Origin of the sequence: Arthrobacter sp. RIT-PI-e (assembly GCF_001187915.1) — a bacterium.
Lineage (GTDB): Bacteria > Actinomycetota > Actinomycetes > Actinomycetales > Micrococcaceae > Arthrobacter_D.
The window spans coordinates 74,740-94,675 of the sequence record NZ_LGIU01000064.1 but is presented as its reverse complement, the minus strand read 5'-3'; the positions used below and the strand labels follow the sequence as shown (position 1 = coordinate 94,675).

Sequence of the window (19,936 nt, the reverse complement as noted above, 5' to 3'; positions counted from 1 at the left end):
TGCCGCCGGTCCGCCGAGGCGGTCGGCTCACGCGGCCACGCGGCTCCTGACCTCGGCGGCGGACGGATTGGTGGCGGACGTGCCGTCGGGGAAGATCACGGTGGGTACGGTCTGGTTGCCGCCGTTGAGCGAGGCGACGAGTTCCGCCGTGCCCTCGACCTCCTCGATGTTGATCTCCGTGTAGCCGATGCCCTGGGCGTCGAGCTGGGACTTGAGGCGACGGCAGTACCCGCACCAGGAGGTGGAGAACATGGTGATGGATCCGGCTTCTGGCGTGTAGTCCACGGTGCTCCTCGGGATGGGCGCACGGCTCCCCGTACGCGATCGTCGATGTGCGGGCGGCTGATCGGCCCGCGGCCGGTGTCACCGCGGGGGGGCGCCCCGCCATTCCTCCCGGACGCGCCGGCATCCGGGGTCCACGGCGACGGCGGGGCTGTTGGTGGGCCCAGGGGCCAGCCGATACGATCAGGACGGCGGCTCCGGTCCATCCAGGAGATCCGTCACGCCCGTTCCGGGGCACCGACCCAGCACCGAGGAGACCATCCGTGTCAGCGCCAGAGCCCATGAAAGTCACCGTCGACGGCGAGGAGCACCAGGCGACCACGGGTACCACCGGCACCGAGCTCTTCGCCGACCGGCGCGACGTCGTCGTCATGCGCGTGGACGGCGAGCTGCGCGACCTCGACACAGTGCTCCGCGACGGTGCGGCGGTGGAGGGCGTGACACTGGAGGACCCGGCCGGGCTCGAGGTGCTCCGGCACTCCGCCGCGCACGTCATGGCCCAGGCCGTGCAGCAGCTGCGGCCCGGGGCGAAGCTCGGCATCGGCCCCTACATCACGGACGGTTTCTACTTCGACTTCGACGTCGAGGAGCCCTTCACCCCGGATGAGCTGAAGCAGCTCGAGAAGATGATGCTGAGGATCGTCAACGCCAACCAGCGCTTCGTGCGCCGGGTGGTGTCCGAGGACGAGGCCCGCCAGGCCATGAAGGACGAGCCGTACAAGCTCGAGCTGATCGGCCTCAAGGGCGGGGCCACGGACGACGACGGCGCGTCCGTGGAGGTGGGTGCCGGCGAGCTGACCGTCTACGACAACGTGGACCGGAAGTCCGGTGACGTCGTGTGGCAGGACCTCTGCCGGGGCCCGCACCTGCCGAACACGAAGCTCATCTCCAACGCCTACGCGCTCACCCGCTCCGCGGCCGCCTACTGGCGGGGCAGCGAGAAGAACAAGCAGCTCCAGCGCATCTACGGCACGGCGTGGCCCACCAAGGACGCCCTCAAGGCCTACCAGGAGCGCATCGCGGAGGCCGAGCGCCGCGACCACCGCCGCCTCGGCACGGAGCTGGACCTCTTCTCCTTCCCGGACGAGCTCGGTTCGGGGCTGCCGGTGTTCCACCCCAGGGGCGGGATCATCCGCAAGGAGATGGAGGACTACTCCCGGAAGCGCCACACCGACGCCGGGTACGAGTTCGTGTACACCCCGCACATCACCAAGGGCCATCTCTACGAGGTCTCCGGGCACCTGGACTGGTACCGGGACGGCATGTTCCCCGCCATGCACGTGGACGAGGAACTCAACGAGGACGGTTCGGTGCGCAAGCCCGGGCAGGACTACTACCTCAAGCCCATGAACTGCCCCATGCACAACCTGATCTTCCGCTCCCGCGGACGCTCCTACCGTGAGCTGCCGCTGCGCCTGTTCGAGTTCGGCTCCGTGTACCGGTACGAGAAGTCCGGGGTGGTCCACGGGCTCACGCGCGTGCGCGGCATGACCCAGGACGACGCCCACATCTACTGCACCCGCGAGCAGATGAAGGACGAGCTCACCGGGACCCTGAACTTCGTGCTGGGGCTCCTCAAGGACTACGGCCTCGAGGACTTCTACCTGGAGCTCTCCACCCGCAACCCGGAGAAGTCGGTGGGCTCGGACGAGATCTGGGACGAGGCCACGCGCACGCTCGCCGAGGTCGCGGAGTCCTCGGGTCTCGAGCTCGTGCCCGATCCCGGGGGAGCCGCGTTCTACGGCCCGAAGATCTCGGTCCAGGCCCGCGACGCGATCGGCCGCACCTGGCAGATGTCCACCATCCAGCTGGACTTCAACCTGCCGGAGCGCTTCGAGCTCGAGTACCAGGCCGCCGACGGCTCGCGCCAGCGGCCCGTCATGATTCACCGCGCACTGTTCGGCTCGATCGAGCGCTTCATGGGGGTGCTGACCGAGCACTACGCCGGCGCCTTCCCGGCGTGGCTGGCGCCGGTGCAGGTCCTCGCGATCCCGGTGGCCGAGGCGTTCAACGAGTACCTGTTCGACGTCGTCGACCGGCTGAAGGCCGAGGGGATCCGCGCGCACATGGATGCCGGCTCCGACCGCTTCCCGAAGAAGATCAGGACAGCGAGCAAGGAGAAGGTGCCGTTCGTGCTGATCGCCGGTGGTGAGGACCAGGAGGCCGGCGCCGTCTCCTTCCGCTTCCGTGACGGCAGCCAGGAGAACCAGGTGCCGGTGGAGGACGCCGTGCGCAGGATCGTGGAGGCGGTCCGCAGCCGGGAGGCCACGATCTGATGGGGCGCGGGGGAGACGCGGGAGGCACGGTCGGAGCCCTGCCCGGCGAGGATCCGGACGGTTCCCAGGGGTACCCGGGGGACGAGGAGGTGACGGACGAGTTCGACCTGGCGGGGGTGCCCGATGCCTTCCAGCGGCTGTGGACCCCCCACCGCCTGGCCTACATCAAGGGCGGGCAGGACCAGGTCACCTCCGAGCAGACGTGCCCGTTCTGCCGTGCTCCGGGACAGAGCGACGAGGAATCCCTGATCGTCCACCGCGGCACCCACGCGTTCGTGCTGCTGAACCTCTTCCCGTACAACGCCGGGCACCTGCTGGTGTGCCCGTACCGGCACGTCCCCGACTACACGGACGTGGACGCCGCGGAGACCGCGGAGATCGCCGCCCTCACCCAGACCGCCATGCGGGTGCTCCGGCGGGTCTCGAACCCCTCCGGTTTCAACCTCGGCATGAACCAGGGGGTCACGGGCGGGGCGGGCATCGCGGCGCACCTCCACCAGCACGTGGTGCCGCGCTGGGGCGGTGACGGGAACTTCCTGCCCGTCATCGCGCAGACCAAGGCCATCACGCAGACGCTCGGCGAGGTCCGTGCACAGGTGGCTGCGGCCTGGCCGGCCCCCGGTGTCGCCGACGAGGCGACGGGTCTCTGATGCTCAACCGGTACGCACGTGCTTTCTTCACCCGACTCCTCACCCCGCCGGCCCGTCTCCTGCTGGACCGGGGGATCACCCCCGATACCGTGACGATCGTGGGAACCGTGGGCGTCGCCGCCGGTGCGCTGGTGTTCTATCCGCTGGGTCAGCTGTTCTGGGGCACCCTGTTCATCACCCTGTTCGTCTTCTCGGACCTGCTCGACGGCATCATGGCGCGCCTGGAAGGTCGCAGCGGGTCCTGGGGGAGCTTCCTGGACTCCACGCTCGACCGCATCGCGGACGGAGCCGTGTTCTCCGGCATCGCCGTCTGGTTCTTCCTGGGGGGGAACAACCCGGCCGTCGCCGTCGCGGCCCTGGTCTGCCTGGTGCTGGGGATGCTGGTCTCCTACGCACGTGCGAAGGCCGAGTCGCTCGGCTTCACGGCCAACGTGGGTATCGCCGAACGCGCCGAGCGGCTCGTGTCCGTGCTGGTGGTCACGGGGCTCACCGGCCTGGGGCTGCCCGAGGGGTTCCTCCTCGCCGTCCTCGTGGCCCTGGCCGCCGCGAGCGCGGTCACGGTGTACCAGCGCCTGCGGACGGTGCGGCTGCAGTCCCTCGAATCCGATCGACCGTCCTAGGAGCAGGAGCAGGAGCAGGAGCAGGAGCAGGAGCACGACAGGACCCGGGCCGGTGGCCCGGATCCTGTCGGTTCTGCAGGTGGGTGTCCGACGCTGGTGATCGGGCCGCCCAGTGCCCGCTCAGCAGGCGGAGGCCAGGCCCACGACGCCGCTGCGGACCGGGGCGAGCGCCGTGCCGAGTGCCGAGAGGTACTCCGCGCGGCGCTTCGGGGAGATCCGGGACACCGGGATGCAGGAGGACTCCGTGGTGTCGGCGTAGTGCGTCGACAGGCCGTCCTGCAGGAGCCTGAGCGCCTCGGACTTCTGCTGTGACACCGCGGAGTGGGTGGTGCCGAGCTCGTCGGCGACCTGGGTGACGGACTGCCCGTCGAAGAAGATCCGCTCGATGACGTGGCGCATCCGGGCGGGGAGATGCGTCACCGCGGCCCGGACGTGGTGGACCTGCTCGTCGGCGAGGATGGACGCCTCGGGGAGCTGGTCGAGCGAGGGGACGATCTCGAGGACCGTCTCGTCGAGGGCCTGGACGGTGCGCGCGGAATCGTCGAGGGTGGTGCGGACCTCCTGGCGGGTCACACCGAGTGTCATGGCCAGCTCGTCGGTGGTGGGGGTCCGGCCGAGGGAGGCGGCGAGGGCCTCCTGCGCAACTGCGGTCTCGCCGATGCGGCGTCGGACCGAGCGCGGTGCCCAGTCGTTGGAGCGGAGCTCGTCCGCGAACGCACCGGTGATCCTGCGCCGTGCGTACGCGCCGAAGGGTACGCCCAGCGTGGGGTCGAACGAGTCGGCGGAGGTGATCAGGGCTATCGCCCCGACCGAGGCCAGATCCTCCCGGGAGAGGTGGGTGGCGCGGGCGCACAGGTTGGAGACCAGGAAACCCACCAGCGGCAGGTTGTCGAGGATCAGTTGTTCGCGTTCCCGAGATGTCATGAGCGAGCTCCCCAGCTGCCTCGATACCTGTGCTGCCGAGCGCTGCATCCTCTGTCAGGATGCGCCCTGGGCGGCCTCTGTCCCGATGAAGCTATCAGCGGGATTTTCGGGCGAACGCCCGGCTGGGCCAATCCTGCTCAAAGGCTGAGCTTCGTCCGCTAACGTCAGGAAATACGGCGCCGATCGAAGGGGTCCACGTCCACGGTGAGGCTCATGGTGTGCTCCACCGGGTCGGCGCAGAGCACGTCGTGCATCATCGCCAACCACTCCAGCGCCGCCCGTGGGTCGGTGAAGTACTGCGAGGGGTAGGCGGCCTGCTCGTAGGGCACCGCAAGCATCCGGTCCATGGGCCGCGCGCCGACCAGGGCGCAGGCCAGGACGTCCCGTGCCGAGGCGAAGGTGCGGCGCGCTCCGGCGGAGATCCGGGAGACCCGCCGGAGGTCGAAGTGGAGCACGTACTGGCGCCGACCCGTGAGGGCGAAGCTCCGCTGCAGGATCTCCACCGCGTCCGCCTCGGTGATCCGGGCGTCCCGCCCGGGGCGCAGCAGCACGGCGCACCGGTCCAGGCGCTCCAGCTGGAAGGTCGTGGCGGTCTCGGGATCTGTCATGGAGTCTTCCGGCTGGTCCGACGGCGGTACCCCGGCACCGACTCCTGACGTTCGAGACCAGCCGCGTACCGGGCTCACCATCATAGGCGCGGTGGTGGCGTGTTCCCCACGGGTGCGGCACCGATGGACCAGACCCGGGGCGGAGGTGTCCCGTTGACGCTGTGGTCCCCGACGATCCTCGCCTTGAACACCCAGGGGTTGTGGTTCGCGGCGGTCCGGGCGTTCCGCCAGTGCCGGTCGAAGTTCTTCGACCGGCCCACCCCGGAGGCGGCGAGCGCGTCGAAGACGTCGGACACGGCGTGCGTGGCGAGCGAGCTGAGGATCACCTGGGCCTTCGCCGTCTCCAGTTCCGCGGCGTCGTTGCGGCGCTCGTCCTCGTCGTCGTCCCCGAGGAACGCGCCCTCGTGGGCGAGCTGCAGGGCACGCGCGGCGCGTTCCACCGTCGCGTCCGCGGCGTAGGCGGCGGCGGAGACCTGCCCGATCACCTGCAGGATCTGCGGGTCGGCCGCGAAGGAGGACGCGTTGCCGTGGCTGAAGATCCGTGTGCGGTTCCTGACCTCCTGCGCCACCTCACGCTCGGCGGCGGTGATGCTCCCGGCCAGGACCGCGAGGAGCACCGCCTGGTAGAACGCGGTCTGGTACTTGAAGCGTGTGTCGAAGTCGATGACGTTCTCCGGGTCCACGTGCGCCTGCTCGAAGGTGGAGGTCCCCGATCCGGTGGTGCGCTGACCGAACCCGTCCCAGTCGTCCCGGTGGGTCACCCCGGGCTGGTGGGCGTTCACGACGGCGATCACCTTCACGCCGTTGTCGGTGCGCTGGGCGAAGGTGTCGATCCAGTCGGCGAAGATGCTGCCCGTGGAGTAGTACTTCGTGCCCGTGATCGAGAACCCGGTGTCGGTACCACCTGCGTGGCGTGTCACCTTGGTACCCACGTCCCCGAGGGGCACGGCGCCCACCTCGGTCCACGAGCTGCCGACGATCTCGCCGTCCACGAACCGGGCGCGCCACCTCGAGCGCTGCGGACCGGTGGAGACCAGGCGGTCCTCCACGAAGGCGAAGTGCGCGCGCAGTGCCTGCGGGAGGTTCGGATCCGCTGCGGCCAGTTCGGTGAGGAGCCGGAACAGCTGGGGCAGCGAGGCCCCGGAGCCGCCGTCGGCCACCGGTACCCGCAGGGCGCCGAAGCCGGCGTCGATCAGCTCCCGGATCTCCGCGCGGGGCAGTTCGTGCTCCTGCTCCCGGCGCGATGCGCCCTCGGCGATCCGCGCGAAGAGGGGCCGGAAGCGGACGGCGAGCAGGTCGTAGTCGGCGCCGGCGCCGGTGACGGCCACAGCGGGTCGCTGGAGGGATGCTGGTACGGGCATGCGGAGGTCCTTCCGGAGAGGCGCGGCCCGGGGGCCGACGCCGTGCTTGCCCTGCGCTCGATGCGCGGGCCGGATCGTCACCTGGGGCACCCCGCCACGGGAGAGGGTTGCCGCCCGACGAGCCAGGGCTTCGCATCGGAACTCTTGATCTGTGCTCCCGAGGCTAGACGAGCACTGTTCCCACGACCAGCGCACCGGGGGAAGATGACGCTCCGTGACGGCCCGGGGAGCACGCCCGGGGTGCGGGATCCACGGAACATCCCGGCTCCCACGGGTGTTGTACACATCGATGACCACAGCCCGGGAACTCGACCTGACCACCCTCGCGCCAACACGCCTGTGGGTGCCCAAGCACGTGCTGATCACCCGCGCCGCGGCCGAGCTGCCGCACACCGCCGAGATCGTCCGGCGGTGCGAGCAGGCCGGGGTCACGGACATCCGGTTCCTGCCCGGCAACGCCCTGACGGGGCTACGGGGGAACAGCGAGCGGGAGACGTACGCGTCGGCGAAGAACACCCTGGGCGTGGTCGTGGCCCCACCGAGCGCCCTCAAGCCGCAGCCCATCCCGCCGAGCGCGGACTGGCGGATCGACCTGGCCAAGGGGTGCCCCGCGCACTGCCAGTACTGCTACCTCGCGGGATCGCTGCAGGGGCCACCGGTGACCCGCGTGTACGCCAACATCGACGACGTGCTCGGCGGCATCACCACGCACGCCGGCCGCGGTGCCGTGACCAGCGGCACCATCGAGCGCGGGCACGAGGGGACCACCTTCGAGCTCTCCTGCTACACTGACCCGCTCGGCATCGAGAGCGTCACCGGTTCGCTCGCCGCGGCGATCTCGCGGGTGGGTGCCGGTGGGTTCGGCAGCGACGTCCAGCTGCGCTTCACCACCAAGTTCGACGACGTCCGTGAGCTGGTGACCCTCGACCACGGGCGCCGTACCCGGATCCGGTTCTCGGTGAACGCCGCGGACGTGGCCAACCGGTTCGAGGGCGGTACCGCGCGCATGCCCGCCCGGCTGGCAGCACTCCGGGCCGTGGCGACGGCCGGGTACCGGGTGGGGCTGACGATCGCCCCGATCATGCCGGTGCCCGGCTGGCGCGAGCAGTACGGCGCACTGCTCGACGACGTCGCGCAGGCGATCGCCGGCATCGAGGACCTCGATCTCACGGCGGAAATCATCACGCACCGTTTCACGCCCGCGAGCAAGGAGGTGCTGCTCGGCTGGTACCCGAACACCAAGCTCGAGATGGACGAGGACGCGCGGAGCCGGAAACGCTCCAAGTTCGGTGGTGTGAAGTACGTGTACCCGAAGCAGACCATGGCCGAGATGCGGCAGTGGTTCGTCGACGGGCTCGAGCGGCGGCTGCCCGAAGCACGGCTCCTCTACTGGACCTGACCGGTCTCGGGCTCCCGTACCCGACGCCGTGTCCTCGGGGGTGGAGCCGTATCATGAGATTCCAACTCCCAACTAGCTCTGAGGGGCAAACGTGTCCACTGAAGGAAACCCGACAGCCGCAGCACGGACCGGCGGTGACCGGGTCAAGCGCGGGATGGCCGAGATGCTCAAGGGCGGCGTGATCATGGACGTCGTCACCGCCGAGCAGGCCCGCATCGCCGAGGACGCCGGTGCCGTGGCCGTCATGGCACTGGAACGGGTGCCCGCGGACATCCGGGCGCAGGGCGGCGTGTCACGGATGAGCGACCCCGACATGATCGACAGCATCATCGAGACCGTCTCCATCCCCGTCATGGCCAAGGCACGCATCGGTCACTTCGTGGAGGCGCAGGTGCTGCAGTCCCTCGGCGTCGACTACATCGACGAGTCCGAGGTGCTCACCCCCGCCGACTACACGAACCACATCGACAAGTGGAAGTACACCGTGCCCTTCGTGTGCGGTGCCACCAACCTGGGGGAGGCGCTGCGTCGCATCAACGAGGGTGCGGCGATGATCCGCTCCAAGGGTGAGGCCGGGACCGGTGACGTCTCGAACGCGACCATGCACATGCGCAGGATCCGCTCGGAGATCAACCGCCTGTCCTCCATGGCCGAGGACGAGCTCTACGTCGCGGCGAAGGAGCTCCAGGCCCCGTACGCCCTGGTGCGGGGGTGGCCTCCGCGGGCAAGCTGCCCGGGGTGCTGTTCACCGCCGGCGGGATCGCCACCCCGGCGGATGCGGCGATGATGATGCAGCTCGGCGCCGACGGCGTGTTCGTGGGCTCCGGCATCTTCAAGTCCGGCAACCCGGCGGAGCGCGCCAACGCGATCGTGCAGGCCACCACGTTCCACGACGACCCGGACGTGATCGCCAAGGTGTCCCGGGGCCTCGGGGAGGCCATGGTGGGCATCAACGTGGACGAGATCCCGGAGCCGCACCGGCTCGCCGAGCGCGGCTGGTAGCAGGCCCGGTACGCCGGACGCAGACACAGGGCAGGACAACACAGGACAGGACCGCAGCCCGGGCTGCGGTCCTGTCCTGTGTCCGGGCATCCCCGCGGTGGGTCCGCCCGTTCCTGCGCTGCGGCGCCGAGGCGTCCTCGGCGGTTCGGGGACACCTCGGGCGAGCCCGCGACGCCCGCAGGGGCCGGAGCTCGGCTTCGCGCCCGCGGGAGTTCCGGACCGCCTGCGGCGGATCGATACTGTTGCCCCGCGAGGGCAGCTCGCGCCGGAAGTGCTCGCCGTTCTCCCGGGTGGGCCCGCCGGAGGACCTGAACCACTCCACCGTGTCGGCGTCGAGCAGCTCGCTCCAGATGTACGCGTAGTAGGACGCCGCGTACCCGCCCGCGAAGATGTGCTTGAAGTAGGAGGTGCGGTACCGCGGTGGTACCGGTGCGAAGTCGACGCCGGCCTCGGCGAGCGCCGTGGCCTCGAACGCCAGCGGGTCCGCGATCTCCCGGCCCGCGGGCAACGAGTGCCACGCGAGGTCGAGGAGTGCGGCGCCGAGGTAGGCGGTGGTCTCGAAGCCCTCGCCCCAGGTGCCGGCGGCGTGGATGCGGTCGATCACCTCCTGCGGGAGCGCCTTGCCGGTCTCGTGGTGACGGGCGTAGTTCGCCACGATCTCCGGCCAGAGGATCCACATCTCGTTGACCTGGGACGGGTACTCCACGAAGTCACGGGGTACGGCGGTGCCGGAGAACTTCGGGTAGGTGACGTCGGAGAACAATCCGTGGAGCGCGTGGCCGAACTCGTGGAACAGGGTGACCACCTGGTCGTAGGAGAGCAGTGTGGGTTCACCCGCCGCGGGCCTGGAGATGTTCAGGTTGTTGACCACCACGGCGCGCGTGCCCTCGAGTGCGGACTGGTGCACGAAGGAGTTCATCCAGGCGCCACCGCTCTTGGTGTCGCGCGTGTAGTAATCCCCGAGGAACAGTCCGAGGGCCGAGCCGTCCTCGTCGAACACCTCCCACACGCGGACGTCCGGGTGATAGCCCACGAGGTCGGGGCGCTCGGTGAACGTCAGCCCGTACAGGCGGGTGGCGGCATGGAACACGCCGTCCTGGAGCACGCGCTCGAGCTCGAAGTAGGGGCGCAGGGCATCCAGGTCGACGTCGAACTTCGCCTTCCGCACCCGCGCCGCGTAGTACTCCCAGTCCCAGGGCTCGATCGGGTGGCCCGCCTCGGCCTCCAGCTCCGCGGCCTCCGCGCGTGCGTTGCGCACCGCGGGTGCGGCCAGTTCGCGCATCCGGTCCAGGATCGCCTCGAGGGAGGGTGCGGTCTGGTTGTCCGTCGCCGCGGCCGCATGGGTGTCGAACCCGAGCAGGGCGGCGCGCTCGGCCCGGAGCGCGGCCATGCGCGTGGCGGTGGCGAGCGTGTCGGCGTCGTTCCCGCGTGCGCCGCGGGTCACGGACGCCTCGTGGAGCCGACGGCGGACGTCCCGGTCCGTGAGTGATTCGAGGGCCGGTTGCGTGGTGGGGAGGATCAGGGTGAGCAGGTACTTGCCCTCGTGCCCTGCGTCCGCGGCTGCGTTCGCGGCGGCGGAGACGGCGTCCGCGGAGAGGCCGTCGAGCTCCTCGGCCGCGTCGAGGAGCAGCGCGGAGTCGTTCGTGTCCTTCAGGAGCCTCTGCGAGAACTCGGTGCTGAGGGTGGAGAGTTCGGCGTTGAGCCGGCGGAGCGTGGCCTGCGCGTCGTCGTCCAGCTCGGCACCCGCCCGCACGAAGCTCTTCAGGTACTCCTGGACCAGGCGGGTGGATTCGTCGTCGAGCCCGTCGAGCGGCACCTGGCGGAGCCGCTCGAACAGGGCGCGGTCCAGCATGATGTTGTCCTCGTGCTCCGCGATGCGGGGTGAGATCTGCTGCTCGATCTCCTGGACGGCCGCCGTCGCATGGCTGACCGAGTTGCTGAAGAAGACGCCGGACACGCGCCCGAGCGTTCTCCCCGCGCGTTCCAGGGCGACCACGGTGTTCTCGAACGTCGGCGTCTCCTGCGAGGAGGTGATGGCGTCGATCTCCGCGAGGTGCTCGGCGAAGCCGGCGTCGAACGCGGGCAGGTAGTGCTCGTCGCGGATCTCGGCGAACGGCGGCAACTGGTGGTCGAGCGTGCTGGGCGTGAGGAAAGGGTTGCTCATGGAAACCACTTTTGCACGTTCCTCCCCGCTTGTGCAGCACCCTTGACCCTCGCGGGCCCGGTACCTAGTCTCGAGGTGCTTCGCCGCCTGGGGGCCGGCGTCCCGGGCAGGGGCGCCGGGCCGGCAGGGACGCGCGGCACCGACGCCGGTGCGCCGCGGAGCCGACCGGGCAGTGTTGCCCGGTCCCGAGAAGGAGTAACGATGAGACGCAGTTCCCGGACGTCCCTCCTGCTGACCGTGGCCCTCGTGGTCACGGGTCTCAGCGCATCCACCGTGCCGGCCGCCGTCGCGGCCGACCCCGTTCCGCCCGCGGCCCCGACACCCTCCCCGACCGTCGACCCCGGTCGCACCCCGGTCCCGGAGGTCCGGGGACCCCTGGCGGTCACCCCCGACTCGCACCCCTTCGGTGCCGCCGGCTACCAGGAGGTCCCGCAGGATCTGGCGAAGAGCCGTTACGTGGAGGAGGAGTACCTGGTCAGTGGTACCTCGAACGTCTACACCTGGCCCGACGCCGGCCCCGCCGAGGTGCGTACCGCGGACGCCCCGTACACCACCCGGGTGCTGGTGCGCCGGCCGGCGCGTGACCACCGGTTCAGCGGCAACGTGGTGGTGGAGATGCTGAACCCCAGCAACCTGTTCGACCTCAACATCGGCTGGGCCCTCGCGCAGGAGCAGATCATCGCCAACGGGGACGCCTGGGTGGGGATCACCGCCAAGCCCGTGGCCGTGGAGGCCCTGAAGACCTTCGACCCCCAGCGGTACGCCTCGCTGTCCTTCGCCAACCCGCTGCCGCTCGAGGACCCCGCCAACTGCTCCACCGTGGCGGCCGATTCCTCACGGACCACCGAGAACGGGCTCGTCTGGGACATCTACTCGCAGGTGGGGGCCTGGCTCCGCAGCGACGCCGCCACCAACCCGCTGCGGTACGGCGCGCCCACCACGCGGGTGGAGCACGCCTACGGCTTCGGCTACTCGCAGACCGGCGGCTTCCTGGTCAACTACATCAACGGGGTGCACCCGCGTGTGGTGGAGTCCGACGGCGCGCCGATCTACGACGCGTACCTCGTGGCCGTCGCCGGAGGCGCCTTCGCAGGCGCCTACCCGATGAACCAGTGCGAGGCGGCCCCACCCGTGGACGACGAGCGCAGGCAGTTCCAGGACGTCGGTGTGCCGGTCATGCGGATGATGTCGCAGTCCGACTACCTGCGCGGCATCGGCTCCCGCCGGGCGGACAGCGACGAGCCTGGGGACCGGTACCGCCACTACGAGATGGCCGGTGCCGGGCACGCCACCCCGGACGAGCTCACGTTCTCGGCGCGGTCGGCGGACATCCTCGCGGCAGGGCGGGACGTCCCGCCGGCCTCGTGCAACGAGGGCCCGCGGAGCCGTTTCCCCAGTTCCATCTTCTTCGACGCGGCGCTGAGGAACCTGGACCGCTGGGTGCGTGACGACATCGCGCCTCCGCGGGCGGAACCGATCCTCGTCCGCGACGGCGTACCGGTGCTGGACGAGGTCGGCAATGTGCAGGGCGGCCTGCGTTCGCCCTACCTCGACGCGCCCACCAGTACCTGGTACGGCAACGCGACCGGGGCGTCGTTCTGCTTCATCGCCGGGTACGAGGTGCCTCTGGCGCAGCAGACGCTGGACGGCCTCTACCGGAACCGCGCCGATTACGTGCGCGCGGTGAAGGAGAGCACGCGTGCCCTCGAACGCCAGGGTTTCCTGACGGACTACGACGCCCAGGCGCTCCGACGGGAGGCCGCGAAGAGCAGGATCCCCTCCTGACGACGCAGGCGCAGGCGCAGGTCCCCTGGTACAGCGAACGGGACCCCCGGCGGGAACGCCGGGGGTCCCGTGTCAGCTACCGCTGCTCGGGGCTCAGTCGCCCGACGGCGGTGTGTAGAACTGGAGGTCGTTGCCCTCGGTGTCCTTGAAGGGCAGGATCCGCCCCCACGGGTGGTCGCTGATCTCACCCTCGATCGAGGCGCCCCGCGAGGAGACCCGCTCGAGCTCGTCCTCGATGGAACCGTCCGGCTGGAAGCTGATGACGGCGCCGCCGTCCGCGCCGCCGGAGGTGCTCTCGCGGGCGTTGAGGCCGATCGTGAGGCCACCGGCGTCGATCTCGCTCCAGTCGGGATCCTGCATGGTCAGCTCGAGCCCGAGGGTGTCCCGGTAGAACTTGACGGCCCGGTCCATGTCCTCGACCGGTACCCAGACTGCTGCTACTCCCTTGGCCATGACGCTCCTTGTCCGGACCCGAACGGGTCTGAGGTGGTGCGGACCCGTCAGCGGGTCCGCCACGTCGAACGCTACCCGCCGGTCCTGCCGCCGGAGCCGTACGGGTACCCCCTTGACCGGTGGTCCGCGATGCTGTCTGCGGTACCCGCTCGGATCAGCGGGGGCGGGCTCCCGCGTGCTGGCGGGCGGGGTCCGCCCGGGAGCCGTCCACCCCGGCGGCGGCGAACGATCCGAACTTCCGCTCCGCCGCGGTGCGCAGCAGGAAATCGGCGATCGCGGGGTTCTTCGGCAGCAGGGAGCCGTGGAGATAGCTGGCCACGATGTTCTTGTACCGGGCGCCCTCGTGCTTCTCCTCGGAGTTGTTGCCGGCACCCTTGGTGACGGTGGCGAGCGGCTCCAGCCCGGCCCCGAGGAAGGTCTGGCCGCTGTGGTTCTCGTACCCGTGGATCTCGCCGAACTCCTCGCTGGTGGCCACCACGTTGCCGATCAATCGCTCGGTCCCGCCGCGGGTCTCGAGGTCCAGCACGCCGATGCCGGGGATCACGGTGCCGTCGTGCGTGCGGAAGGACCTCCCGAAGAGCTGGTAGAGCCCGCAGATCAGGAGCATCGGGGTGCCGTCCTCGGCGAGCTCCCGCAGGCGGGGCGCGATCGCCTGGAGGTCGTCCTGGATGACCACCTGGCCGCTGTCCTGTCCGCCACCGCCCACGACGACGTCGACGTCGTCCGGGAACGCGTCCCCGGCGTCGTACTCGAGGATCTCCGCGCCGTAGCCGCGCCAGGCGAGGCGCTGCTTGAGCACGAGGACGTTGCCGTAGTCGCCGTAGATGTTCATCTCCCGCGGGTACAGCTGCAGGATGCGGAGCGTTCCCTTCGACGAGTCCGCGGGGGCGGCGGTGAGGTCGGCGGCGGACGGTGCGTCGGTCATGAGACCACCTCCACTTTCGTGATCTTGGAGAGCTCGCGGCGGACCGCGAGCATGGCGGTGTAGGTGCAGAAGATGCGTTTGGGCCGGTCCGCCGAGCCTGCGACGAACTGCCGGAGCGCGGCCGTGATGTCGGGGTCCACCGCTCCCACCCGGACGTCGTCGTACCGTAGGCGCAGCGCCATGTCGTACGCGCGGACGCCGCTGACCACGTCCACGCCGTCGAGCCCGAGGGAGTCGAAGTCCACGTCCCACAGCCAGGACATGTCGCGCCCGTCGGCGTAGTTGTCGTTGATCGCGATCATGGTGGCGCAGCCGGCGGGGTCGAAGGACTTCAGCCCCAGCCGGAAGCCGCTCGGGTTCTTCACGAGCACGAGCTCGAGGGGCCGGCCGTCCACCACGAGGCTCTCACCGCGGCCGAAGGCGGGCTCGACGGCGGCGAGCGAGGAGAACAGCGCGTCCCGGTCGGCGGAGACCCCGAGGACCGCCCGGGCGGCGGCGAGCGCCGCGGCGGCGTTGAAGATGTTGTACACGCCGCGCAGGCGCAGGTCCGTGCGCGTGGTGGCGCCGTCCACCTCGAACTCCGCCGAGTTCCCGTCCACGGACCGGAGCACCACGTCCGCGGGCAGGGCCGACGCCGGCGCGGTTCCCTCGGCGCCGCGCAGCTCGTCGTCGTTGGGGAAGGTGCTCCGCAGGGTCGCGTCGAGGCCGAAGTAGCGGACATCGGCCTCGGTGACCGAGGAGGCGATCCCGGCGACCCGGGGGTCCTCCCGGTTCAGCACCACGGTGCCCGTGGTGGCCAGGGCGATGCGCTCCAGGAGCCGTGTGGTGGCGTCGATCTCCCCGAAGCGGTCCAGCTGGTCGCGGAGCACGTTCAGGAGCAGGGAGTACCGCGGGGGGACGAGCTTCACGAAGTGCACGGCGTGGGCCTCGTCGAGTTCCAGGACGGCCACGTCCGCCTTCAGGCGCCCCCGCCAGTCCACCTCCCCGAGCAGGGCCGCGGCGACACCGCGCGTGAAGTTGCTGCCCGTGCGGTTCGTGAAGACCGTCAGGCCCTGACCCTCGAGGAGTTCCACCACCATCTTCGTGGTGGTGGTCTTGCCGTTGGTGCCGCTCACCACCACCACGCCGTGGGGGACCGCCGCGAGCGCCCGCCCCATGAAACCGGGATCGAGGCGTTCCACCACGAGGCCGGGAAGGGCGGAGCCGCCGCCGCGCAGGCGGGAGGCGATGCGTACGGCCTTGCCCACGAGGACTGGAAGGGGATTCATCCCCCCAGACTATCGCCGCCGCGGGCCCTTCCCTGGATCCCCGGGGCGTCGGACGCCCGAGCGCCCCGACAGGTGCTCGGGGGTCGATCTAGAATCGTCGGATGACCTCACCGTCCTTCTCGGCACCCCTGCCCACCTCCGACGGCGCTCCGGCGGCCGTTCCTGCGGCGGGTCCGGCGCCCAGCGCCGGGACCCGGGGCCGCGGCGTCGTCGTGGGTGTCCTCGCGGTCCAGGGGGACGTGCGGGAGCACGTGGCCACCGTCACCGCCCTCGGCGGCCGTGCCGTCCCGGTGCGCCGCCCCGCGGAGCTCGCGGGCATCGACGGCCTGATCATCCCGGGCGGGGAGTCCACCGTCATGGACAAGCTCACGCGCGCCTTCGGTCTGGCGGAGCCGCTGCGGGAGCGGATCGCGGGCGGCCTGCCGGTCTACGGCTCCTGGGCGGGCATGATCCTCCTCGCCGACGTGGTGGCCGACCCCGCGACCGACGGATCGGGGGATCCGCAGCGAACCCTCGGTGGCCTCGACATCGTGGTGCGGCGCAACGCCTTCGGCCGCCAGCGGGAATCCTTCGAGACGGACCTCGCCTTCGCGGGCCTGGCCGCCACGGGCGACGCCGGGGCCGCGGACCCGGTGCACGCCGTCTTCATCCGCGCACCCGGGGTGGAGCAGGTGGGCGAGGGCGTCGAGGTGCTCGCCGAGGTATCGGCCGGGAGGACGCCGGCCCCGGGCCCCGCGGCAGGCCCGGTGCACGGTCCCGGCGGAGACCCTGCACAGGGTGCGGGACGGGACGTGGCGGCGGTCGCTAGAATTGTCGCTGTGCGTTCGGGGAACCTGCTGGCCACGAGCTTCCACCCGGAGGTCACGGGGGAGAGGCGGGTCCACGAACTTTTCATCCGGATGATCAGAGGGGAAGCGTAAGCATGTCGGGCCACTCCAAATGGGCAACAACCAAGCACAAGAAGGCCGCGATCGACGCCAAGCGGGCGAAGTCGTTCGCGAAGCTGATCAAGAACATCGAGGTGGCCGCGCGGGCCGGCGGCGCCGACGTCGCCGGTAACCCCGGACTCGAGCTGGCGGTGTCCAAGGCCAAGAAGACCTCCGTGCCCATCGACAACATCAACCGCGCGGTGAAGCGCGGTGCAGGACTGCTGGGCGAGGCGGTGGACTACCAGACCATCATGTACGAGGCGCGCGGACCCCAGGGCTCGGCGCTGCTCATCGAGTGCCTCACGGACAACAAGAACCGTGCGGCCTCCGAGGTGCGTCTGGGCATCAGCCGCAACGGCGGCACCGTCGCCGACCCCGGGTCCGTGGCCTACCTCTTCGCGCGCAAGGGCGTGGTCACGCTGCCGAAGAACGACCTCACCGAGGACGAGCTCCTGATGTCGGTGCTCGACGCCGGTGCGGACGAGGTCAAGGAGTCCTCCGACACCTTCGAGATCATCTCCGAACCGCAGGACCTCCGCGCGGTGGTGGCGGCCCTCGACGAGAGCGGCATCGGCTACGACACCGACGAGGTGGAGTTCGTCCCCTCCATGCAGGTGGACCTCGACGCCGACGGCGGACGCACGTTCCTGAAGCTCGTGGACGCCCTCGAGGACCTCGACGACGTCCAGAACGTGTACTCGAACGCCACCCTGTCCGAGGACGTGCTGGCGGAGCTCGAGGACGACTGACATCGGGCCCGTGAGCATCCCCGGGCGGCGCGTGCCGTGACCTACCGCGTGATGGGGGTGGACCCCGGTCTCACCCGCTGCGGCCTCGCGGTGGTGGACGTCGAACCGAACCGGCGCTCCACCCTGGTGGCCGTGGGCGTGGTGGGCACCGAGGCGGGCAGGAGCCTGGACGAGCGGCTGCTGGTGATCTCCGAGGCCGTGGACACCTGGCTGGATCTCCACCAGCCGCAGGTGCTCGCCGTGGAACGCGTCTTCAGCCAGCTCAACGTCAGCACCGTCATGGGGACGGCGCAGGCCTCCGGCGTGGTGATCGTCGCCGCGGCCCGGCGGGGCATCCCCGTGGCCCTGCACACCCCCACGGAGGTGAAGGCGGCGGTCACCGGGAACGGGCAGGCGGGCAAGGCCGCGGTGACCACGATGGTGACCAAGATCCTCCGCCTCGACACCGCGCCCCGGCCCGCCGACGCGGCGGACGCGCTGGCGCTGGCCATCACGCACGCCTGGCGCAGGGGAGCGGCATCCGGTGCCCCCACCGGGACGTCCTCGCTCACCCCCGCCCAGCGGATCTGGGCCGACGCCGAGGCCCGCGCCCGGCGCCGCTGACCCACCGGCGGCTCTCCTGTACCGTTGCACAATAGAACGTATGTTCGGACGACCGGTCGCCGTCCGCCGTACCCCCACAGCACCCTGGAGTTCCTCATGATCAGTTCCCTGCGCGGGACAGTGACCCACGTGGGCCTGCACTCCGCCGTCCTCGACGTCAACGGTTTCGGCATGCTGGTGCAGGCCACGCCGCAGACCCTCGCCGGACTCCGCGTCGGTGCGGACGCGAGCATCGCCACCGCGATGATCATCCGCGAGGACTCCATGACCCTCTTCGGCTTCGAGGACGCCGACCAGCGCGAGGTCTTCGAGACCCTCCTGGCCGTCAGCGGCGTGGGCCCGCGGCTGGCGCTCGCCGTCCTCGCCGTCCACGCACCGGACGCCATCCGGGTCGCGGCCTCCGCGGGGGACGACAAGGCCTTCAGCAAGGTGCCGGGCATCGGCCCCAAGGGCGCCCGCCGCATCGTGCTCGAACTCGCCGGGAAGCTCGTGCCGCCGGAGGCCGCACCGGGCGTCCCGGCGAAGACCTGGCAGGGGCAGGTGCTCACCGCGATGATGGGCCTCGGCTGGTCCGAGAAGGACGCCGGCGCCGCCGTCGACGCCGCCGTCGCCGAGGCGCCCGAGATCGCCGCGACGGGCGACGTGGGCCAGATCCTCAAACTCACGCTCCGCCGGCTCGGCCAGGACGGTGCGCGCACCTCGGCCCGCACCAGGGTGGGCTCGTGACCGCGGGCGGCACCGACGACGCCCCCCTGGTGGCGCCCGCGGCGGATCCCGAGGACCGCGCCGTCGAGGCGGCGCTGCGGCCCAAGAACCTCGACGACTTCGTGGGGCAGAAGCGTGTGCGGGGGCAGCTCTCCCTGGTGCTGGAGGCGTCCAGGCTCCGCGGGCGGAGCGCGGACCACGTGCTGCTCTCCGGCCCGCCCGGTCTCGGCAAGACCACGCTGGCCATGATCATCGCCGCCGAGATGAACGCGCCCCTGCGCATCACCTCCGGCCCCGCCATCCAGCACGCGGGCGACCTCGCCGCGATCCTCTCCTCCCTCACGGACGGCGAGGTGCTGTTCCTCGACGAGATCCACCGCATGTCCCGGCCGGCGGAGGAGATGCTCTACATGGCCATGGAGGACTTCCGGGTGGACATCATCGTGGGCAAGGGTGCCGGTGCCACGGCCATCCCGCTCGAGCTGCCGCCCTTCACCCTCGTGGGTGCCACCACGCGTGCGGGGTTGCTGCCGGGCCCGCTCCGTGACCGCTTCGGCTTCACCGGCCACCTCGAGTTCTACTCCACGGAGGAACTGGAACTGGTGCTGCGCCGATCCGCGATGCTCATGGACATGAAGGTCAACTCCGCCGCCTTCGCGGAGATCGCCGGCCGCTCCCGGGGTACCCCGCGCATCGCCAACCGGCTGCTGCGCCGCGTCCGTGACTGGGCGCTGGTGCACGGGACCGATCTCATCGACGCCCGGAGCGCCGGCGCCGCACTGGACATGTACGAGGTGGATGCCCGGGGCCTGGACCGGCTGGACCGCGCCGTGCTCACCGCACTGATCACCAAGTTCAACGGGGGGCCGGTGGGACTGTCCACGCTCGCGATCGCGGTGGGTGAGGAGCCCGAGACCGTGGAGACGGTGGCCGAGCCCTACCTGGTGCGCGAGGGCATGCTCGGGCGGACGCCGCGCGGCCGCATCGCCACCGCCGCCGCGTGGCGGCACCTCGGCCTGGAGATCCCGCAGAGCATCGCCGCGAACATGCCGGAGGACCTGTTCTCCGTGGTGCCCGAGGACCTCCCGGACGCCGACGGACCTCCCCCGACCTGGCCCTAGCAGCCCCGCGGGCACCGGTACGCCCAGTTTCCCCCTCTACACTGGGGGTTCACCCTCGCGTGCCGCGGTGCACGGGGGTGCTGCCCACAGCCCCGCTCCCGGAACGGATACT

Annotated in this window: 18 protein-coding genes, 1 pseudogene and 1 riboswitch; of the genes and pseudogenes, 11 read left to right on the top strand and 8 right to left on the bottom strand. The window is 70.8% G+C overall.

The window, feature by feature from the left end; genetic code table 11:
- Positions 1-27 precede the first annotated feature (27 nt).
- Positions 28-285, bottom strand: a complete 258-nt coding sequence (locus AC792_RS09520) for a mycoredoxin (RefSeq protein ID WP_049830287.1) — start codon at positions 283-285, stop codon at positions 28-30.
- A 278-nt stretch (positions 286-563) separates the two neighbouring features.
- Between AC792_RS09520 and thrS the strand changes: the two genes are divergently transcribed.
- Genes thrS through pgsA form a run of 3 tightly spaced genes read left to right on the top strand, consistent with a single transcriptional unit; the run spans position 564 to position 3,828 of the window.
- Complete coding sequence (gene thrS, locus AC792_RS09515; protein WP_442853612.1) at positions 564-2,558, top strand: threonine--tRNA ligase; 1,995 nt, start codon at positions 564-566, stop codon at positions 2,556-2,558.
- Positions 2,558-3,208: an HIT family protein gene (locus AC792_RS09510; RefSeq protein WP_082177620.1), complete on the top strand. Its 651-nt coding sequence runs from the start codon at positions 2,558-2,560 to the stop codon at positions 3,206-3,208. Before thrS ends, AC792_RS09510 begins: the two co-directional genes overlap by 1 nt.
- Entirely contained in the window at positions 3,208-3,828 is a 621-nt protein-coding gene (pgsA, locus tag AC792_RS09505) for a phosphatidylinositol phosphate synthase (RefSeq protein ID WP_049830285.1), read from the top strand. The genes AC792_RS09510 and pgsA overlap by 1 nt, the downstream gene beginning before the upstream one ends.
- A 120-nt stretch (positions 3,829-3,948) precedes the next feature.
- Here pgsA and AC792_RS09500 read toward each other — a convergent pair whose 3' ends face one another.
- The 3 genes from AC792_RS09500 to AC792_RS09490 all read right to left on the bottom strand — a co-directional run bounded on the left by AC792_RS09500 (position 3,949) and on the right by AC792_RS09490 (position 6,721).
- Positions 3,949-4,752, bottom strand: coding sequence for a sigma-70 family RNA polymerase sigma factor (locus tag AC792_RS09500; RefSeq protein WP_049830284.1), 804 nt, complete (start codon positions 4,750-4,752; stop codon positions 3,949-3,951).
- Between the two features lie 164 nt (positions 4,753-4,916).
- The gene (locus tag AC792_RS09495) at positions 4,917-5,360 is read right to left on the bottom strand and encodes a DUF7793 family protein (protein ID WP_049830283.1); all 444 of its coding nucleotides are present in this window, start codon (positions 5,358-5,360) and stop codon (positions 4,917-4,919) included.
- 80 nt (positions 5,361-5,440) lie between these two features.
- On the bottom strand, positions 5,441-6,721 hold the full coding sequence (locus AC792_RS09490; protein WP_049830282.1) for an acyl-CoA dehydrogenase family protein: 1,281 nt from the start codon (positions 6,719-6,721) through the stop codon (positions 5,441-5,443).
- Positions 6,722-6,758: 37 nt separating this feature from the next.
- Positions 6,759-6,871, bottom strand: a riboswitch (SAM riboswitch).
- 139 nt (positions 6,872-7,010) lie between these two features.
- Here AC792_RS09490 and AC792_RS09485 point away from each other — a divergent pair.
- On the top strand, positions 7,011-8,120 hold the full coding sequence (locus AC792_RS09485; RefSeq protein WP_049830281.1) for a spore photoproduct lyase family protein: 1,110 nt from the start codon (positions 7,011-7,013) through the stop codon (positions 8,118-8,120).
- A gap of 154 nt (positions 8,121-8,274) precedes the next feature.
- Positions 8,275-9,122, top strand: a pseudogene (pdxS, locus tag AC792_RS09480) (pyridoxal 5'-phosphate synthase lyase subunit PdxS).
- On the opposite strand, the gene AC792_RS09475 reads toward pdxS, so the two are convergent.
- On the bottom strand, positions 9,070-11,286 hold the full coding sequence (locus AC792_RS09475; RefSeq protein ID WP_152916121.1) for a M3 family metallopeptidase: 2,217 nt from the start codon (positions 11,284-11,286) through the stop codon (positions 9,070-9,072). The pseudogene pdxS and the gene AC792_RS09475 overlap by 53 nt on opposite strands.
- Before the next feature lie 201 nt (positions 11,287-11,487).
- Here AC792_RS09475 and AC792_RS09470 point away from each other — a divergent pair, with 201 nt between their 5' ends.
- Positions 11,488-13,071 (top strand): alpha/beta hydrolase domain-containing protein, encoded by a 1,584-nt coding sequence (locus tag AC792_RS09470; RefSeq protein ID WP_049830280.1) that lies wholly within the window; start codon positions 11,488-11,490, stop codon positions 13,069-13,071.
- Positions 13,072-13,164: 93 nt separating this feature from the next.
- Here AC792_RS09470 and AC792_RS09465 read toward each other — a convergent pair whose 3' ends face one another.
- The 3 genes from AC792_RS09465 to AC792_RS09455 all read right to left on the bottom strand — a co-directional run bounded on the left by AC792_RS09465 (position 13,165) and on the right by AC792_RS09455 (position 15,717).
- Entirely contained in the window at positions 13,165-13,524 is a 360-nt protein-coding gene (locus AC792_RS09465; RefSeq protein WP_049830279.1) for a VOC family protein, read from the bottom strand.
- A gap of 154 nt (positions 13,525-13,678) precedes the next feature.
- Positions 13,679-14,449, bottom strand: a complete 771-nt coding sequence (locus AC792_RS09460) for a type 1 glutamine amidotransferase (protein ID WP_049830278.1) — start codon at positions 14,447-14,449, stop codon at positions 13,679-13,681.
- Positions 14,446-15,717, bottom strand: coding sequence for a Mur ligase family protein (locus AC792_RS09455; RefSeq protein ID WP_049830277.1), 1,272 nt, complete (start codon positions 15,715-15,717; stop codon positions 14,446-14,448). Before AC792_RS09455 ends, AC792_RS09460 begins: the two co-directional genes overlap by 4 nt.
- Positions 15,718-15,818: 101 nt before the next feature.
- On the opposite strand from AC792_RS09455, the gene pdxT reads away from it, so the two are divergent.
- From pdxT to ruvB, 5 genes are all read left to right on the top strand, one after another.
- Positions 15,819-16,637 carry a pyridoxal 5'-phosphate synthase glutaminase subunit PdxT gene (pdxT, locus tag AC792_RS09450; RefSeq protein ID WP_082177619.1) on the top strand — a complete coding sequence of 273 codons (819 nt, stop codon included), beginning with the start codon at positions 15,819-15,821 and terminating at the stop codon, positions 16,635-16,637.
- Between the two features lie 2 nt (positions 16,638-16,639).
- Positions 16,640-17,395, top strand: coding sequence for a YebC/PmpR family DNA-binding transcriptional regulator (locus AC792_RS09445; RefSeq protein WP_049830276.1), 756 nt, complete (start codon positions 16,640-16,642; stop codon positions 17,393-17,395).
- A 36-nt stretch (positions 17,396-17,431) separates the two neighbouring features.
- Positions 17,432-17,998 (top strand): crossover junction endodeoxyribonuclease RuvC, encoded by a 567-nt coding sequence (gene ruvC, locus AC792_RS09440; RefSeq protein ID WP_049830275.1) that lies wholly within the window; start codon positions 17,432-17,434, stop codon positions 17,996-17,998.
- 96 nt (positions 17,999-18,094) lie between these two features.
- Entirely contained in the window at positions 18,095-18,724 is a 630-nt protein-coding gene (gene ruvA, locus AC792_RS09435) for a Holliday junction branch migration protein RuvA (protein WP_049830274.1), read from the top strand.
- 26 nt (positions 18,725-18,750) lie between these two features.
- Positions 18,751-19,824, top strand: coding sequence for a Holliday junction branch migration DNA helicase RuvB (gene ruvB / locus AC792_RS09430; protein WP_049830314.1), 1,074 nt, complete (start codon positions 18,751-18,753; stop codon positions 19,822-19,824).
- The last annotated feature ends 112 nt before the right edge of the window (positions 19,825-19,936 follow it).

Coding starts and splice junctions, on each gene's coding strand:
- thrS (WP_442853612.1), top strand. CDS start 564: ATGAAAGTCACCGTCGACGGCGAGGAGCACCAGGCGACCACGGGTACC.
- AC792_RS09510 (WP_082177620.1), top strand. CDS start 2,558: ATGGGGCGCGGGGGAGACGCGGGAGGCACGGTCGGAGCCCTGCCCGGC.
- pgsA (WP_049830285.1), top strand. CDS start 3,208: ATGCTCAACCGGTACGCACGTGCTTTCTTCACCCGACTCCTCACCCCG.
- AC792_RS09500 (WP_049830284.1), bottom strand. CDS start 4,752: ATGACATCTCGGGAACGCGAACAACTGATCCTCGACAACCTGCCGCTG.
- AC792_RS09495 (WP_049830283.1), bottom strand. CDS start 5,360: ATGACAGATCCCGAGACCGCCACGACCTTCCAGCTGGAGCGCCTGGAC.
- AC792_RS09490 (WP_049830282.1), bottom strand. CDS start 6,721: ATGCCCGTACCAGCATCCCTCCAGCGACCCGCTGTGGCCGTCACCGGC.
- AC792_RS09485 (WP_049830281.1), top strand. CDS start 7,011: ATGACCACAGCCCGGGAACTCGACCTGACCACCCTCGCGCCAACACGC.
- AC792_RS09475 (WP_152916121.1), bottom strand. CDS start 11,286: ATGAGCAACCCTTTCCTCACGCCCAGCACGCTCGACCACCAGTTGCCG.
- AC792_RS09470 (WP_049830280.1), top strand. CDS start 11,488: ATGAGACGCAGTTCCCGGACGTCCCTCCTGCTGACCGTGGCCCTCGTG.
- AC792_RS09465 (WP_049830279.1), bottom strand. CDS start 13,524: ATGGCCAAGGGAGTAGCAGCAGTCTGGGTACCGGTCGAGGACATGGAC.
- AC792_RS09460 (WP_049830278.1), bottom strand. CDS start 14,449: ATGACCGACGCACCGTCCGCCGCCGACCTCACCGCCGCCCCCGCGGAC.
- AC792_RS09455 (WP_049830277.1), bottom strand. CDS start 15,717: ATGAATCCCCTTCCAGTCCTCGTGGGCAAGGCCGTACGCATCGCCTCC.
- pdxT (WP_082177619.1), top strand. CDS start 15,819: ATGACCTCACCGTCCTTCTCGGCACCCCTGCCCACCTCCGACGGCGCT.
- AC792_RS09445 (WP_049830276.1), top strand. CDS start 16,640: ATGTCGGGCCACTCCAAATGGGCAACAACCAAGCACAAGAAGGCCGCG.
- ruvA (WP_049830274.1), top strand. CDS start 18,095: ATGATCAGTTCCCTGCGCGGGACAGTGACCCACGTGGGCCTGCACTCC.